The organism is Azospirillum sp., from assembly GCF_050789165.1.
In genome coordinates this window covers 1-14,902 of record NZ_JBOZRT010000065.1, presented here as the reverse complement: position 1 = coordinate 14,902, position 14,902 = coordinate 1, and the positions used below count along the sequence as shown (strand labels likewise).

Here is a 14,902-nt window from a genome sequence, read left to right as displayed (position 1 = left end):
TCCCCCGCGAAGTGGGGGAGGGCTGGGGTGGGGGTCCAGCGCCACGGCCTTCCTCCCTACTCCGCCGCCCGCAGCCCCCGTTCCAGCGCCTCGTCCATCGAGAAGCCCTCGGCCTGGAGCCGCCACAGCGTCTCGAAGGCGCCGCCGCGGCGGCGCAGCTCCGCGGGATGGCCGTCCTCGACGATGTGGCCGTCCACCAGCACCACGATGCGGTCGAAGCCCGACAGCGTCGACAGCCGGTGCGCCACCGCCAGAACCGTGCGCCCCCGCATCAGGTCGTTCAGCGCCCGCTGGATCTCGATCTCGCTCTCGGTGTCGAGCGCCGAGGTCGCCTCGTCCAGGACCAGGATCGGTGCGTTCTTCAGGAAGGCCCGCGCGATGCCGATGCGCTGGCGCTGGCCGCCGGACAGCTTGACGCCGCGCTCCCCCACCAGCGTGCCGTAGCCCTCCGGCAGGTCGCGGATGAAGGCGTCGGCGTACGCCGCGCGCGCCGCCATCCGCACCTCCTCGTCCGTCGCGTCGGGACGGCCGTAGCGGATGTTCTCCAGAACCGAGCGGTGGAACAGCGATATCTCCTGCGGCACGGTCGCGATGGCGGCGCGCAGGCTGTCCTGGGTGACGCCGGCCACGCTCTGCCCGTCGATCAGCACCCGCCCCGCCTGCACGTCGTCGAGGCGCTGCACGAGGCCGACCAGCGTCGATTTGCCGGCGCCCGACGGCCCGACGATGCCGATGCGCTGCCCGGCCGGGACGTGCAGGGTGAAGTCCTTGAACACCTGCCGGCCATCCTCGTAGGCGAACCGCACCCGCTCGAAATCGATGGCGCCGCCCAGCCCGATCAGCGGCTGCGCGCCCGGCGCGTCCGCCACCGCGTGCGGCTGGCCGATCACCCGCAGGGTCTCTGCGATGGCGCCGAAGTGCTGCGTCGTGCCGACCAACGCGAAGGCGAGGTCGCGCGAGCCGTGCAGGATGCGGAAGGTCAGGGCGCTGACCAGCACCACGTCGCCCGCGGTGATCCGCCCTTCGGTCCACGAGAACACCGCCCACACCAGCATGCCGCCGGCCATCACCCACAGGCAGAGGTCGTGCACGACGCGGGTCTTCTCCAGGTACAGCCAGCTGCGCCGCTGCGCCGCCGCCTCGGTGTCGAACCGGTCGGCCAGCCGCCTGCGCTCGCGGGAGCGGGCGGAGAATGCCTGCACGACCCAGACGTTCGACACCACGTCCACCAGCTCGCCGGCCACGGACGAGGCCCGGTCCGCGTAGGTCCGGTGCAGCTGGCGGCCGCGCACGCCGATGACCGCGATGCCGCCGGCGACCACGGCGGTGAACACCACCAGCGCCGCCGCCATCCGCCAGTCCACCGTGCTCAGCACGATGACCGCGCCGATGAAGTCGGTGACGGGCGGCAGGATGTTCCAGGTCAAGGTGCCGATCAGCGCCCCCGCCGCCCCCGCGGTGCCGGTGATGCGGTTGCCCAGCGAGCCGGCGAAGTGCTCGGCGAAATAGCGCATGGGCTGGCCGGTCAGGTGGGTGAACAGGTCGAGGCGGATGTCCACCCCGACGCCGACGATGGTCCGGCAGCCCAGCCAGCCGCCGAGGCGCCACAGCAGGTTCTCGACGCCGATCAGCGCCACGAACATCGTCAGCGGCCCCCACACGGCGGCGGCCGAGCGCTCCGGCGCCGCCATGGCATCGACCAGCAGCTTCATGCCGTACTGCACGGCGACCGCGCAGCCGGCGGCGCCGACGATCAGCGCCAGCAGCCCGCCGAAATGCCAGGGCCAGCGGCGGACGTAGCGCAGGAAGAAGAGCATCGGCCGCTGCGGAAACGGCGCAGCGCAAGGCGTCGGAACGGAATCCATGGCGAAGGCCTCGTTGCGGATCAGGCGACGCGAACGGTCTGCAGGCGCCGGGCGTCGATGCGCCGCTGCTGGCGCCGCAGCGCCTCGGCCAGCGGCCGGTGCACAGGCCGCTGGCCGTCCTCGCCGCAGTAGCCGAGCAGCCCGACCGGGCAATGACGCTCGTTCGCCCAGCCGGGGTAGTCGAGGACGGGATAGAGGCAGATGCCCTCCACCGGCACGCCGGCCTCGACGGCGGCCAGCACCTCGCCGGTGACGTACTCCAGCCAGGGCGAGCGGGCGTCGCCCTCGGCGCCGGTCTCGGCCACCAGGATCGGCCGGCGAAAACGCTCCCACACGTCGGCGAGGATGGCGCGGAACGGCTTGTAGGGCGGGTCGCCCCGCTCGATGGTGCCGCCGCCGAGGTACCACTGGTTGTCGGAGTAGTAGTTGACGCCGATGACGTCCAGCAGCTCCGGCCGGCCGCCGAGGCCGGGCCACAGCTCGCCGGCCGTCATGTCCCAGGACTGGTACTGCGCGCGGGTGTAGGCCGCCGCCTCGCCGGTGTCCTCCGGCCGCTCGGGCCGGGCCGCGACGTGGATCACCGGATCGACGTGCACGAAGCGGGCGCGCGGGTCCGCGTCCCGCACCGCCTCGATCCCGGCGATGGCGGCCCGGACCAGCTGGTGCTTCAGCTCCCAGCCGCGGCCCTGGGCGTTGGGGTTCATCATCGCCATGTCGCCGCCGGCCCAGGACCAGTAGGCGATCTCGTTGACCGGGCAGTAGAACGGCACCTCGTCCGTCTCCTCGCGCACCAGCCGCGCCACCGCGGCGGCGAAGCGGGCGAAGCGGTCGACGAACTGCGGGCGCCAGACGTCGATGTCGTCCGGGAAGCCGTAGTGGCAGAGGTCCCAGATAACCTGCACGTCCAGCTCCCGCGCCGCGCGCAGCATCGGCAGGACGCTGGACCAGTCGTAGCGGCCGGGCGCCGTCTCGATCCGGTGCCAGCGCACGCCGTCGCGCACGGTGCGGATGCCGTGATGGAGCATGCAGCGGTAATCCTCCGCCGCCCGGCGGTCGTGGCCGGTCGCCGCGAGCAGGTCGAGGCGCCGGCCGTCGTGCCGCCGGTGGGTGGAGCATTCGAAGCCGCCGAGGAACGGGCTCCGAAACAAGGTCGGCGTGAGCATCCGTTGTCCCCCCCGGGATGGATTTCGTCGCCTATTCGGCCGCGTTGACCCGCGTCTGCTGGACCGGAACGCTGCGCGCCAGATCGGACAGCTTCGCCGCCGCGTCGTGCAGCCTGCGCCCCTCCGCCTCGGCCTTGGCGATGCGGCCGTAGAGCGTCAGCGCCTGCGCGACGACCTGGTCCATGTTGTAGTAGCGGTAGGTCGCCAGCCGCCCGACGAAATGCACGTTCGGCGTGGCGTCGGCCAGCGCCTGGTACCTGCGGTACAGCTCGGCGTTCTCCGGCTTGGGCACGGGGTAGTACGGGTCGCCCTCGGCCGAGGGGAACTCGTAGGTCAGGCTGGTCTTGGTGGGGTGGGTCTGGCCGGTGAGGTGCTTGTACTCGGTGATGCGGGTGTGGGGCACCTCCTCGGCCGGGTAGTTGACCACGGCGACCGGCTGGAAGGTCTCCTGCTCCACCGTCTCGTGCCGGAACCGCAGCGAGCGGTAGGGCAGCTTGCCGTAGCGGAAGTCGAAGAACTCGTCCACCGGGCCGGTGAAGATCAGGTTGTCGTGCCGCACCTCGCGCGCCACCTCGCGGTAGTCGCAGTTCAGCAGGATCTTGATGTTCGGGTGGTCGAGCATGTTCTCGAACATGCGCGTGTAGCCGTGCAGCGGCATGTTCTGGAAGCTGTCGCCGAAATAGCGGTCGTCGTCGTTGGTGCGCGTCGGCACGCGCGCGGTCACCGCCTTGTCCAGCTCCGACGGGTCGAGGCCCCATTGCTTGCGGGTGTAGCCGCGGAAGAATTTCTCGTACAGCTCCCGCCCGACGGCGCCGACCACCACGTCCTCCGAGGTGCGGACCTCGGCCACCGGCTCGGCCTTCGCCTTCAGGAATTCGGCCACCCCGGCCTCGTCCAGGTCCAGGCCGTACAGCGTGTTGACGGTGGTGCGGTTGATCGGGATCGGCACGAGGCGCTGGCCGACGTGCGCCAACACCCTGTGCTCGTACGGCCGCCACCTGGTGAAGCGCGACAGGTAGTCGGCAACCTGCTGGGAGTTGGTGTGGAAGATGTGCGGGCCGTAGCGGTGGATGAGGATTCCGTCGTCGTTGTAGTGGTCGTACGCGTTGCCGCCGATGTGCGGCCGGCGGTCGATGATCAGCACCCGCTTGCCGAGATCGCGCGCCAGCCGCTCGGCCAGCACCGCCCCGGCGAAGCCGGCCCCGACGATCAGGTAGTCGAAGCCGGCCCGCGTCACCGGCCGCGGCGGCGCGGCGGTGCAGCTCAGATCACGCATTCGATCAGTCCTTTCATTCGGCCCCAGGTCGAATCCCAGGACATGTCGCGCAGCACCGCGTCCACCCGGGCCAGCCATTCCGGCGACGCGCGGTCCACCGCCAGGGCCTGCTCGCAAGCGGCGACGAACTCGTCCGGCGTGGCGGCGATGTGGACGAGGCCGGTGTTCCCGTAGGTCCGCACCACGTCGCGGACCGGCGTGGAGACCACCGGGCGGCCGGAGGCGAGGAACTCCGGCGTCTTGGTCGGGCTGATGAAGCGCGTCGACTCGTTCATGGCGAACGGCATCACCGCCACGTCCCAGCCGGACAGGTAGCGCGGCAGGTCGCCGTAGCCGCGCATGCCGATGTAGTGGATGTTCGGCGCCTGCGGCAGCGTCGCCGGGTCGATCTTCACCACCGGGCCGAGCATCACGAACTGCCACTGCGGCCGCAGAGCCGCGACGGCGGCCAGCAGGTCGATGTCGAAGCGCTCGTCGATCACCCCGAAGAAGCCCAGCCGCGGGCGCGGCAGGCCGGCCTGATCCTCCGGCTCCTCCACAGCGCCGCGCGCCTGGGCGAAGTGGGCGACGTCGACGCTGGACGGGAAGGCGTGCACGCTCTCGTGCAGGTCGCGCTTGGCCTCGTACAGGCTGACGCCGCCGGTGAAGACCAGATCGGCGCGCCGCATCAGAGCGCGCTCCCGGTCGATCAGCTCGGGCGGGGCGCCGCGGAAGGCCGAAAGCTCGTCCATGCAATCGTAGACCACCGCCTCCGCCGGCAGGTGGTCGGAGACCGCAAGGCTCATCGGCGTGTAGTACCAGAGGATCGGCCGGTCGATGCCGCGCTCGGCGAAGAAGCGTTCGAGCAGGCCGCGCTGCGTCGATTCCGCGTCCATGCCGTGCGGGATGCGCGGCACCACCAGGGTGACGCCGACATCGGTGCCGTGGGTGTCGATGGACGGCGCGGCGGCGGCGGTGGGCACCGGCTCCTCCACGTAGAACAGGCGGTACTCGCGGGCGAAGCGGGACATCAGGTGCTGCGGGCGCTGGTGCACGAAGCCCCAGCGCAGGTGCGAGAAGCAGACGAAGTCGCGTGGGCGCCGCGGTGCGCCCAGCACGTTGAAGGCCCGCACGGCACCGCCGACGGCCAAGTCCTCGCTTTCGGTGTACTTCATACGCCGGGCCTCTCTGAGCCGTTGATGTCCGCCAGTCCGGCCGAGGCCGAGCGCACGCCTCGCCGTTCGCTTACGGCGTCGGGGAACAGCGGTTACTCCCAAGGGTTCCCGTTCGCGGCGGTGCCGATGCGGGTTAACCCGCGTTTCCCAACGGGATGGGGGTGCCCCTCCACCGGTGGTGGCGGGCCCCGGAAATCGGCCTGGGTTTCCGGGATTTCATGGCGGCCGGAGGCGGCCGGCGGGTCGTTGGCCGGCGGCGCTCGCGCGCAGGTTTGCGCTGCAGCGCAAGCCTTCCGGCATAGCACCTAATTGCCCTGCCAACGCTCTGCGACAAATCGGGGACATGCCCCCGCCTCCCCCAACGCGATCTCGACCCGGCGGCGCCGTGCGGGGATACTCGTGCGCATCTCCTCCCCCTGCCCGTCCCCTGCCGAGGATGCTCCAGCGCATGCCGATCAGCCCCACCGCCCAGCGATCCCCCGACGTCGTGACGATCTCCGCCGGTTCCCTGACGCTCGACGTGGCGCCGCAGGTCGGCGGCTCCATCGCGCGCTTCGCGGGCGTGAGCGGCGGCCGGCCGATCGACTGGCTGCGCCCGGCGACGCCGGAGGCGCTGGCCGCCCGCGACCCGCTGGGCATGGCGAGCTTCCCGCTGATCCCCTACTGCAACCGCATCCGCGACGGCCGATTCACCTTCGAGGGGCGCGAGGTGGTGCTGCCCGCCAACTACCACGCCTCGCGCCACGCCATTCACGGCGACGCCTGGCAGCGCCCGTGGACGGTGGTCGAGCACGGGCCGGCCATGCTGACGCTGGCCTTCGTGCACGAGGGGGAGCGGGACGGCGACGCCTGGCCCTTCCCCTACGTGGCGCGGCAGGTCTTCGAGCTGACGCCGGAGGGGCTGACGGTTCGCATGGCGGTGGCGAACACCGGCCGGACGGCGATGCCGCTCGGCCTCGGCCACCATCCCTACCTGCCGCGCACGCCGGAGACGACGATCACCGCCAGCGTCGATGCCATCTGGGCCACCGACGCCGAGGTGATGCCGACGACGCTGAAGCGCACGCCGGAGACCGAGCGGATGGCGACCGGCCTGCGCATCGCCGACGCGGAGATGGACAACAATTTCGTCGGCTGGGACCGCACCGCCGTCGTCCGCTGGCCGGAGCGGAACGCCGCGCTGCGCCTGAGCGCCGATGCGCCGCTGGATTTCCTGGTGGCCTACACGCCGGCGCACGAGGACTTCTTCTGCCTGGAGCCGGTCGGCAACTGCACCGACTGGCCGAACCTGACGCACCTCGGCACGGCGCAGGTCGGCGGCATGGTGCTGGCGCCGGGCGAAACCACGGAAGTGCGGTTCCGTTTGGAGCCCGCCTCTCCGTAAGGCGTATCGGCCGGGTTCATTCCGGTAAGGGACAGTGACCAGAGGCCCGCCGGTCACTAGCTGTGGGCGGGCTGTTCGTGGAGGTTGTACGTGCGTAAGGAAACGGTTCTCGTGACGGGGGGCGCCGGCTACGTCGGCAGCCACGCGGCGTTCGCCCTGCTCGACGCCGGCTATCGGGTCGTCGTGGTGGACGACCTGTCCACCGGCCACCGCGAGGCGGTGCCGGCGGACGCCGTGTTCGTCCAGGCGGACGTCGGCGACCGGAACGCGGTGGCGGAGGTGCTGCGCGGGCTCGGCGTTTCGGCGGTGATGCACTTCGCCGGGTCGATCGTGGTGCCGGAGTCGGTGGAGAAGCCGCTCGACTACTACGCCAACAACACCATGAACAGCATGGCGCTGGTCCGCACCTGCATCGAGGGCGGGGTGAAGGCGTTCCTGTTCTCCTCGACCGCCGCGGTGTACGGCGCGCCCGACCGGGTGCCGATCGTCGAGACCATGCCGACCAAGCCGGTCAACCCCTACGGCGCCTCCAAGCTGATGACCGAGCGCATGCTGGCCGACGCCTCGGCCGCGCACGGGCTGCGCTACGCCTGCCTGCGCTACTTCAACGTGGCGGGCGCCGACCCGGCCGGCCGCGCCGGGCAGTCGTCGCGCGTCGCCACCCACCTGATCAAGATCGCCTGCCAGACGGCGCTGGGCCTGCGCCCGCGCATGTCGGTGTTCGGCGACGACTACCCGACGCCGGACGGCACCTGCATCCGCGACTACATCCACGTCACCGATCTGGTGGCGGCGCACGAGCAGACCCTGACCCACCTGCTGGGCGGGGCGGACTCGTTCATCGCCAACTGCGGCTACGGCAAGGGCTACTCGGTGAAGCAGATCATCGAGACGATGGAGAAGGTCATCGGCCGCCCGCTGCCGGTGGACATCGCCGGCCGCCGCGCCGGCGACCCGCCGGAGCTGGTGGCGGACTCCACCCTGCTGCGCAAGACCGTCGGCTGGACGCCCCGGCACGACAACCTGGAACAGATCATCCGCAACGCGCTGGACTGGGAAGAGTCGCTGATCCGCAGCGGCCGGCTGGCGACGGCGGAGTGAGCGCGATAGCCCCTCTCCCTTGACGGGAGAGGGGTTGGGGAGAGGGTGGCAAGCGTTGCTGTTCTGCGCGCTGCCGCGCGCTATCCCCCTCTCCCCAACCCCTCCCCCGCAAGGGGGGAGGGGTTTTTGCCTTTACGCCACGTCCATCTCCTCGCTGGGCAGGAAGCCGCCGACCTGACGGCGCCACAGCTCGGCGTAGCGGCCGCCGCGCGCCAGCAGGTCGGCGTGGCTGCCGGTCTCCAGGATGCGGCCGCGCTCCATGTAGAGGATGCGGTCCATCCCGGTGATGGTGGACAGCCGGTGCGCGATGGCGATCACCGTGCGCCCCTTGAACAGTTCCCACAGCGCGTCCTGGATCAGGTGCTCGGTCTCGGAATCGAGCGCGCTGGTCGCCTCGTCCAGCACCAGGATCGGCGCGTCCTTCAGGAACGCGCGGGCGATGGCGATGCGCTGGCGCTCGCCGCCGGACAGGCGGATGCCCTGCTCGCCCACCACCGCGTCGTAGCCCTGCGGGCGCTGCAGGATGAAGTCGTGGCAGTGCGCCTTGCGCGCGGCCTCCAGCACCGCCGCCTCCGAGGCGTCGGGAACGGCGTAGGCGATGTTGTCGCGGATGGTGCGGTGGAACAGCGCCGGCGCCTGCGGCACCTCGGCCACCGCGGCGTTCAGCGAATCGAGCGTCACCTCGGCGATGTCCTGCCCGTCGATCAGGATGCGGCCGGCCAGCGGGTCGTACTGGCGGCGCAGCAGCTTGACCAGCGTGCTCTTGCCCGCCCCCGAGGGGCCGACCAGCGCCACCTTCTCGCCCGGACGGACGGCGAGGGCCAGGTTGTCGAACACCGGCGTGCCGTCGCCGTGGGCGAAGCGCACGCCGCGGACGTCGATGGAGCCGGCCTCGACCACCAGCGGCCGGGCCTGCGGGCGGTCCACCACCTCGTGCGGGCGGACGATCACCGACAGCGCGCCGGACAGGTTGCCGAGGTTCTCGAAGAAGCCGAGCATGCGGGTGGACAGGTTCCACACGTTGCTGCCGACGACGCTGGCCAGCGAGAACACCATGGCGAAGTCGCCCACCGTCATGCGGCCGGCCATCGCCTCCGACACGGCGATGCCGATCAGGGTGATCTGGAACACCAGCAGCGCGTTGAACAGGATGAACCACTGCTTCACCAGGAACCAGCGCAGCGCGTTGGAGCGCATCGCCTCCTTCCCCAGCGCCTCGGACAGGCGGCCGTGCTCGTGCTCGCGGCGGACGAAGGCGCGCACCAGCTCGATGTTGGAGATCACGTCCACCATGTGCCCGGTGGAGGCCGAGACCTGCTCGGAGTACGCCTTCGACAGCAGCATGCAGCGCCTGGCCAGCGCCGCCGAGATGGCGAGCTGCACCGCCGTCCACCCCACCAGCAGCACCGCGAAGAAGCCGTGCGCCGCCGCCAGCAGGTAGAGGCTGACCGACAGCACGATGATGATGCGGATGATGTCGTTGGTCAGGATATCGACCAGCTGCAGCGCGCTCTGCCCCGCCTGCTTGACCTTCTGGCCGAGGCTGCCGGCGAAGTTCTCCTGGAAATAGCGCGGCGAATGCTCGGACAGGTAGGAGAACAGGTAGGACTGGATCTCGAAGCGCAGCGACGGCGAGGTGAAGATGTCCGTCACCTCGCGCGCCCGGTTGAACAGCGCCGAGCCGACCCACAGCCCGCCCAGCGTCAGGAACCAGAACAGCGCCCCGCCCTCCCAGCCGCGGCCGGCCGACAGCTCGTCCACCAGCGCCTTCAGCGCCACCGGCTCCATCACCATCAGCCCGATGCCGCCGGCCGCGGTGAGGTTGAGGAGGATTACCCGCCCCAGGAAGCGGCGGCGCACGAACGCCCACAGGAAGCGCCAGGGCGAAGCGGGCACGCCCTCGGGCGTCAGGTCGGTGTAGCGGATCGGCTCGGGGGCGAACACGCGGGAGGAACTCCGGCGGAGGAGGACAGGGAGGGCAAGATCGCGCTGCAACCCGGGTTTGTCACGGTGTCTTGAGGTGCAGGGGCGCCCTGCGCCCCCTACATACCCTGTCCGATGCTGCGGCGCGGAGGGTTTATGACGGCGGTATGGGTGTGCCTGGCGGTGCTGGCGCTGCTGCTGGGCGGGCCGGGCTATGTGCTGGCCACGGGAACGGTCCCGATGCGGGGCAACTGGGCGACCGCCGACCGCAGCCCGGCCGGCCTCGCCCCCGACCCGGCTGCGACGCCGGAGGCGGTGGTGCAGGTCTACGCGGCGCGCGCCTTCTCCTGGCGCGGCGCCTTCGGCGTGCACCCGTGGTTCGCCGTGAAGCCCGCGGGGGCGGCGCGCTACACCGTGTACGAGGTGGTGGGCTGGCGGGTGTACGGCGGCCTGTCGGCGGTGTCGGTCGGCAACCGCGCGCCGGACGGCCGCTGGTTCGGCTCCAAGCCGGAGGTGCTGGCCGAGCTGCGCGGGCCGGCCGCCGAGGCCGCCATCCCGAAGATCGACGCGGCGGCGCGCAGCTATCCTTATGAGGGCGAGTACCGGCTGTGGCCCGGCCCGAACAGCAACACCTTCGCCGCCTGGGTCGGCCGCGCGGTGCCGGAGCTGCGCCTCGACCTGCCGGCGACAGCTATGGGCAAGGACTACCTGGGGGACAGCGTCCTGGCGCGGGCGCCGAGCGGGACCGGCTGGCAGTTCAGCCTGTACGGGCTGGCCGGCGTGCTGCTGGCGGTCGAGGAGGGGCTGGAGGTCAACCTGCTGGGCCTCACCGTCGGCATCGACCCGAAGGGCCCGGCGCTCAAGCTGCCGGGACTGGGGCGGGTCGGGGCGTGAGGGTTCAGTACGCCCGGTCCTTGTACTTCACGATGACGTACAGCGCGTGGATGATGCCGGGGATGTAGCCGAGCAGGGTCAGCAGCACGTTGATCCAGAACGGGGCGCGCAGGCCCACCTGGAGGAAGACGCCGAGCGGCGGCAGCAGCAGCGCGAGGATGATTCGTATCAGGTCCATGCCCGCGACAACGCGGCGACGGGGCCGGCGGTTCCCTTACGCCTCGGGCGCGTCGGTCTCGCCGGGCATCACCTCCTCCACCCGCACCCCGGCCTCGCGGCAGACCTGGGCGAGCCGGTCCGAGGCGAGAGAGTCGGTGACGAAGGTGTGGACCTGCGAGATGTGGCCGATGCGCACGGGCGCGGTGCGCTCCAGCTTCGAGCGGTCGGCGACCAGGATGACGTGCCGGGCGTTGGCGATGATCGCCTGACTGACCCGCACCTCGCGGTAGTCGTAGTCGAGCAGGTCGCCGTCCTCGTCGATGGCCGAGGCACCGACGATGGCGAAGTCCACCTTGAACTGGTTGAAGAAGTCGGTGGTCGCCTCGCCGACGATGCCGCCGTCGGAACGCCGCACCACGCCGCCGGCGACGATCACCTCGATGTGCGGCTCGGGGCGCAGGCGGTTGGCGACGTTGATGTTGTTCGTGATCACCACGAGGTCGGAGCGGCCCTGCAGCGCCCGCGCCACCTCCTCGGTCGTGGTGCCGATGTTGATGAACAGCGACGAGCCGTCGGCGATCAGCGACGCCGCGCGCTCGCCGATCCGGCGCTTCTCGTCGTGCGCGATCTGCCGGCGCGCCTCGTAGCCGAGGTTCTCCACGCCCGACCCGGCGATGGCGCCGCCGTGCACGCGCTGGAGCAGCCGGCGCTCGCACAGGCCGTTGAGGTCCTTGCGGATGGTCTGCGGGGTGACCGCGAAGTGCTGGGCCAGATCGTCCACCAGCACCCGGCCGGACGCGCGCGCCAGCGCCAGGATCTCGGTCTGACGGGGCGTCATGGGGTCCATGGGCGGTCCTGTGTCGTATGGCCGGAGGTTGGTTCCTCAGCCGTCATCCCCGCGAAGGCGGGGATCCATACGTTCCGCAGCGGCCCGCTGTGGGCGTTATGGATCCCCGCCTTCGCGGGGATGACGATAAAGAGATATCGTGCTTTTGGGCAAACCGTTTCGCATCCAACCCCGCGCGCAACGAAAAGCCCCCCTCCCTCGCGGGAAGGGGGCCTTGCGCGGCAACCGGTCAGTGCTTGGCGAAGGTCTCGTTCAGCTTCTGCTCGGCCTGGAGAGCGCCGGCGGGGAGCTGGTGGGCGATGCCCTTGTGGCAGTCGATGCAGGTCTGGCCCTGCAGCGCGCCGTTCAGGTGGCGGTCACGCGCCCGGCTGCGCTGCTGCGTCACGTCCATGGTCTGGAAGTTGTGGCAGTTGCGGCACTCGCGCGAGTCCGTGTTCTTCATGGCCGTCCAGACGTTGTTGGCCAGCCGCGGGCGCTGCTCCTCGAACTTCTCGCGGGTGTTGATCGAGCCCAGAGCCCAGTGCAGCACCTCGTTCGACGCCTGGATCTTGCGCACGACCTTGTGGATCCACTCCTTCGGCACGTGGCAGTCGGGGCAGGTGGCGCGCACGCCGGTGCGGTTCGAGTCGTGGATGCTGCCCGTGTATTCCGCGTAGACATTGTTCTTCATCTCGTGGCACGAGACGCAGAACTCCTCGCGGTTGGTCATCTCCATGGCCCAGTTGAAGCCGCCCCAGAAGACGACGCCGGCGACGACGCCGACCAGCAGCAGCCCGGCCAGCGAATAGCGCGCGGACGGGCGCCACAGGGTGGTCCACAGGCGGCGGAGCGCCCCGGGCCGGCGGCCGGCGATGGTTTCGGTGGTCATGGCCTGGGTCTCCTCAGCGAGCCGCGTTGGCCGGCGTGAAGCGGTTCTCGACCAGCGGCAGCGCGTCGGTCTGCGGCACGTGGCACTGCGTGCAGAACCAGCGGGTGCCGGCGATCTGGTCCAGCCGGTTGCCCTGGCGGTCCTGGTAGTGCGTCTCGCTGACCTTCGGCGCGTTCTCGCGGGTGTTGTTCGGCCAGTCGTGGCAGCGCAGGCACTGGTTGACCTTCAGGTCGATCTCGTAGCGATCGACCTTGTGCGGGATCAGCGGCGGCTGCTGGCGGTAGGCGCGGTCGAGCGGCTTGCCCTCACGCACGGCGTGCACCTCGGGAGCGGCGTTGTTCTCCTCGATGGCGAGTTCGCCGCGCAGCGTGCGCACGTCGCCGGCGCGCAGCGAGCCGGGCATGAGGGTGGCGGCCACCAGCACCAAGCCGACCGCCGCGGCAATGAGCTTCAGTCCAGTCTTCACGGTAGGTCTCCTTGACGAAGGGGTGCCGCACCGGCGACCGGGCCTTGCCGGCCGACGCCGAGGACGAACACGCTCTGCGGGCATACATCGACGCAGCGGCCGCAGGCCGTGCAGTCGCGGGAAAGGATGAGGTCGCTGTCGGGGTCCTTCAGCGACGGGGTGATGACGTGCGGCTCGGGGCAGACCTGGAAGCAGTCCTGGCAGTGGTCGCAGGCCGCGCGCTGCGGCGCCCCGACCCGCACCCGGCCCCAGCGGCCGATCAGTCCGTAGAAGGCGCCGACCGGGCACAGCGCGCCGCACCAGCCGCGCGGCGCGACCGCCAGATCGAACAGGAAGACGGCCGCCACCACGCCCCAGGCCAGCGACGATCCGAAGACCAGCGCGCGGTGCGTCATGGTGATGGGGTTGACCAGCTCCCACGCGATGCTGCCGCCGACGGCCGAGGCCAGCAGCGCGCCGGCCAGCACCACGAGGCGCAGCCGCCGGTCGAGCCGCACGCCCTCGCGCCAGCCGAGCCGGCGGCGCAGCGCCGCGGCGCCGTCGGTGACGACGTTGACCGGGCACACCCAGGAGCAGAACAGCCGCCCGCGCAGCAGCGCGTACGCCGCCAGCACGATCAGGGCGCCGAGCAGCGCGGCCGTCTCCGGCGCGTGGCGGGCGACGAGCGACTGCAACACGATGAACGGGTCGCTCAGCGGCAGCACGCCGAGCGTCAGGCTGGTCGCCAGCGTCCCCTTGGCGATCCACACGCCGAGCAGCGGGCCGCTGAGGAACAGCGCCAGGAAACCCAGTTGGACGGCACGACGGGCGAGCAGCCAGCGGTGCGCCCGGAACCATCCCTTGGCCCGGATCGCCGCGGGTCCCGGCAGGCGGCGGGCGCTCATGGCCGGAACTCCTTGCCGGGCACGCGGGGCAGCTCGGGCGGGGTGTAGCCGCGGTCGGGCAGGTCGATGATGCCCTCGACGAACGGCTTGTCGCCGTGCCGGGCCTTCTCCTCCCAGCCCAGCCCGTAGTGCGCGCCGATGCGGCCCTTCGCCAGCACGGTGGGCAGCACCTTGATGGCGGCCTCCTCCAGCACGCAGGACTGCTCGCACTTACCGCAGCCGGTGCAGACGTCGGTGTTCACCACCGGAATCAGGTGGGCGTGCCGGCCGGTGCGCTCGTTGTGGCGGGCCTCCAGCCGGATCGCCTTGTCGATCAGCGGGCAGACCCGGTAGCAGACGTCGCAGCGCAGCCCCAGCACGTTCAGGCAGGTCTCGTGCCCGACCAGCACGGCGCTGCCCATGCGCGCCTTGTCGATGTCCGTCAGCCCCTTGTCGAGCGCGCCGGTCGGGCACGCGACGACGCAGGGGATGTCCTCGCACATCTCGCACGGGATCTTGCGCGCCTCGAAGTACGGCGTGCCGGCGGTGGCGGCGGCGCCCAGGTCGGCGAGCTTCAGCGTGCCGTACGGGCAGTCGCGCACGCACAGCCCGCACCGCACGCAGGCGGACAGGAACTGGGATTCCGGCAGCGCGCCGGGGGGACGCAGGGCGTTCGCCGCCAGGGTCCGCGACGGCGCCGCCGCCCAGCCGAGCAGCAGCGCCAGGAACCCCGCCCCGCACGCCCCGCGGGCGGCGTCGGCGAGGAACCTGCGGCGGTCCACGGCTGGTTTGTCGGATGCCATAACGGTGTCCTCTTGCTTCCCTCCCCCAGCCCCGCTGGGGGAGGGTCAGGGTGGGGGCAGCGGCGTGTCGGGGAGGCCGCGGGGGCCCCCCCCCCCCCCCGCGGGGGCCGGCCGCCCCCCCCCCCCCGCGGGGGGG

The 14,902-nt window shown here is 71.3% G+C and carries 14 protein-coding genes; 3 read left to right on the top strand and 11 right to left on the bottom strand.

Going from position 1 to position 14,902, the window contains the following annotated elements:
- Positions 1 to 56: 56 nt before the first annotated feature.
- From ACRWK7_RS15520 to ACRWK7_RS15505, 4 genes are all read right to left on the bottom strand, one after another.
- Positions 57 to 1,817, bottom strand: coding sequence for an ABC transporter ATP-binding protein (locus tag ACRWK7_RS15520; RefSeq protein WP_431857165.1), 1,761 nt, complete (start codon positions 1,815 to 1,817; stop codon positions 57 to 59).
- Between the two features lie 68 nt (positions 1,818 to 1,885).
- Positions 1,886 to 3,028 carry a beta-glucosidase gene (locus ACRWK7_RS15515; protein ID WP_431857164.1) on the bottom strand — a complete coding sequence of 381 codons (1,143 nt, stop codon included), beginning with the start codon at positions 3,026 to 3,028 and terminating at the stop codon, positions 1,886 to 1,888.
- Between the two features lie 31 nt (positions 3,029 to 3,059).
- Positions 3,060 to 4,304, bottom strand: a complete 1,245-nt coding sequence (gene glf, locus ACRWK7_RS15510; RefSeq protein ID WP_431857163.1) for a UDP-galactopyranose mutase — start codon at positions 4,302 to 4,304, stop codon at positions 3,060 to 3,062.
- Positions 4,292 to 5,458 (bottom strand): glycosyltransferase family 1 protein, encoded by a 1,167-nt coding sequence (locus ACRWK7_RS15505; protein ID WP_431857162.1) that lies wholly within the window; start codon positions 5,456 to 5,458, stop codon positions 4,292 to 4,294. The genes glf and ACRWK7_RS15505 overlap by 13 nt, the downstream gene beginning before the upstream one ends.
- A gap of 448 nt (positions 5,459 to 5,906) precedes the next feature.
- On the opposite strand from ACRWK7_RS15505, the gene ACRWK7_RS15500 reads away from it, so the two are divergent.
- Positions 5,907 to 6,842, top strand: a complete 936-nt coding sequence (locus ACRWK7_RS15500; RefSeq protein WP_431857161.1) for an aldose 1-epimerase — start codon at positions 5,907 to 5,909, stop codon at positions 6,840 to 6,842.
- A gap of 90 nt (positions 6,843 to 6,932) precedes the next feature.
- On the top strand, positions 6,933 to 7,943 hold the full coding sequence (gene galE, locus ACRWK7_RS15495; protein ID WP_431857160.1) for a UDP-glucose 4-epimerase GalE: 1,011 nt from the start codon (positions 6,933 to 6,935) through the stop codon (positions 7,941 to 7,943).
- 132 nt (positions 7,944 to 8,075) lie between these two features.
- Here galE and ACRWK7_RS15490 read toward each other — a convergent pair whose 3' ends face one another.
- Positions 8,076 to 9,887 (bottom strand): ABC transporter ATP-binding protein, encoded by a 1,812-nt coding sequence (locus tag ACRWK7_RS15490; protein ID WP_431857159.1) that lies wholly within the window; start codon positions 9,885 to 9,887, stop codon positions 8,076 to 8,078.
- A 135-nt stretch (positions 9,888 to 10,022) separates the two neighbouring features.
- On the opposite strand from ACRWK7_RS15490, the gene ACRWK7_RS15485 reads away from it, so the two are divergent.
- Entirely contained in the window at positions 10,023 to 10,760 is a 738-nt protein-coding gene (locus ACRWK7_RS15485; RefSeq protein WP_431857158.1) for a DUF3750 domain-containing protein, read from the top strand.
- A 4-nt stretch (positions 10,761 to 10,764) separates the two neighbouring features.
- Here ACRWK7_RS15485 and ACRWK7_RS15480 read toward each other — a convergent pair whose 3' ends face one another.
- From ACRWK7_RS15480 to napG, 6 genes are all read right to left on the bottom strand, one after another.
- The gene (locus ACRWK7_RS15480; RefSeq protein ID WP_431857157.1) at positions 10,765 to 10,938 is read right to left on the bottom strand and encodes a YqaE/Pmp3 family membrane protein; all 174 of its coding nucleotides are present in this window, start codon (positions 10,936 to 10,938) and stop codon (positions 10,765 to 10,767) included.
- Positions 10,939 to 10,974: 36 nt separating this feature from the next.
- Positions 10,975 to 11,766: a DeoR/GlpR family DNA-binding transcription regulator gene (locus tag ACRWK7_RS15475; protein ID WP_431857156.1), complete on the bottom strand. Its 792-nt coding sequence runs from the start codon at positions 11,764 to 11,766 to the stop codon at positions 10,975 to 10,977.
- A 229-nt stretch (positions 11,767 to 11,995) separates the two neighbouring features.
- Positions 11,996 to 12,634, bottom strand: a complete 639-nt coding sequence (locus ACRWK7_RS15470) for a NapC/NirT family cytochrome c (RefSeq protein ID WP_431857155.1) — start codon at positions 12,632 to 12,634, stop codon at positions 11,996 to 11,998.
- 13 nt (positions 12,635 to 12,647) lie between these two features.
- The gene (locus ACRWK7_RS15465; protein WP_431857154.1) at positions 12,648 to 13,100 is read right to left on the bottom strand and encodes a nitrate reductase cytochrome c-type subunit; all 453 of its coding nucleotides are present in this window, start codon (positions 13,098 to 13,100) and stop codon (positions 12,648 to 12,650) included.
- Complete coding sequence (gene napH, locus ACRWK7_RS15460; protein ID WP_431857153.1) at positions 13,097 to 13,984, bottom strand: quinol dehydrogenase ferredoxin subunit NapH; 888 nt, start codon at positions 13,982 to 13,984, stop codon at positions 13,097 to 13,099. Before napH ends, ACRWK7_RS15465 begins: the two co-directional genes overlap by 4 nt.
- Positions 13,981 to 14,766 (bottom strand): ferredoxin-type protein NapG, encoded by a 786-nt coding sequence (gene napG, locus ACRWK7_RS15455; protein WP_431857152.1) that lies wholly within the window; start codon positions 14,764 to 14,766, stop codon positions 13,981 to 13,983. The genes napH and napG overlap by 4 nt, the downstream gene beginning before the upstream one ends.
- Between the last annotated feature and the right edge of the window lie 136 nt (positions 14,767 to 14,902).